Source organism: Bartonella sp. CM31XJBT (assembly GCF_028618555.1).
Classification (GTDB): Bacteria; Pseudomonadota; Alphaproteobacteria; order Rhizobiales; family Rhizobiaceae; genus Bartonella.
On sequence record NZ_JAQITD010000079.1, the window covers coordinates 1 to 1031 of the forward strand.

Annotated in this window: 1 protein-coding gene and 1 pseudogene; both read left to right on the forward strand. The window is 38.9% G+C overall.

Annotated elements, in window-relative coordinates; translation table 11 throughout:
• Window positions 1-149 precede the first annotated feature (149 nt).
• A complete protein-coding gene (locus tag PVV63_RS10260; protein WP_273791760.1) occupies window positions 150-764 on the forward strand; it encodes a hypothetical protein in 615 nt (204 codons plus the stop codon).
• A gap of 3 nt (window positions 765-767) precedes the next feature.
• Window positions 768-1031: pseudogene (locus PVV63_RS10265) on the forward strand (hypothetical protein); the annotation flags it as partial.

Below are 1031 nucleotides of genomic sequence, written 5' to 3' on the forward strand. Positions count from 1 at the left end.
CAACAACACCGTTTGCGTCCTTGTGATGTGCTTTAAAAGCTAAAGGCGTTTTTAAAAGACGCCACCTTTTCAAAAAATTCACCACACAATGCAATGCCGTTCTTTTGCAAGAACGACAAAGGCAGAATCTAACTTAAAGGAGTAAAACCATGGAAAAAAAATACGAACTTACTGATGAAACAATTGAGTTTGATAGAAAAACTCTCCACCGCATTCGTGCTTTAAGGGATTTTGATGATGTTAAAGCAGACGACCTAGGCGGCTATATCGAGAAAGAAGACAATCTAAGTCATGATGGTAATTGCTGGGTAGGTGATGATGCAAAAGTCTATGGTTATGCCAAGGTTTTTGGTGATGCACATGTTTATGGAAACGCTCGTGTAGATGGTCATGCAAGAGTTTATGACAAAGCCAAGGTTTATGGTGATGCTTATATTTATAACATTGCTGATATTTACGAAAATGCATGTGTTTTTGGTAGTGCATCTGTTACCGGAGAAACTAATATTTTTGGTAATGCGCAGATTTTTGAACATGCTCGTGTTTTTGCCAGTGCACAAATCTACGAAAATGCACAAGTTTCCGGTGGTGCATTTATTAGTGGAAAAGCTGAAATTTATGGAAATGCTAAAATCTATGGCAGTCCATTGATTTCCATCAGAGCAAAAGTTGGGGGAAATGCCAAAATCTGTGGTGATGCATTTATTCATGGAAACGCAGAGATCATCACTGATGAAATCATCACAACGGGCATGAGGCAATAAACCATGGAAAAGAAATACGAACTTACTGATGAAACAATCGAAGTTGGGGGCAAAACTCTCCACCGCATTCGCGCATTACGAGACTTTGGAAACGTCGAGAAAGGTGATTTAGGTGGCTATATACAAAAAGAAGACAACCTATCGCATCATGGTAATTGCTGGATTGGGGATTATGCAAAAGTCTATGGTTATGCCAAGGTTTTTGGTGATGCTAAGGTTTACGAAAATGCACAAGTTTACGGTTATGCACATGTTTACAACAATTCT

What these genes read in the sequence shown, in the direction of transcription:
- PVV63_RS10260 (WP_273791760.1), top strand. Translation starts at nt 150, where the DNA reads ATGGAAAAAAAATACGAACTTACTGATGAAACAATTGAGTTTGATAGA.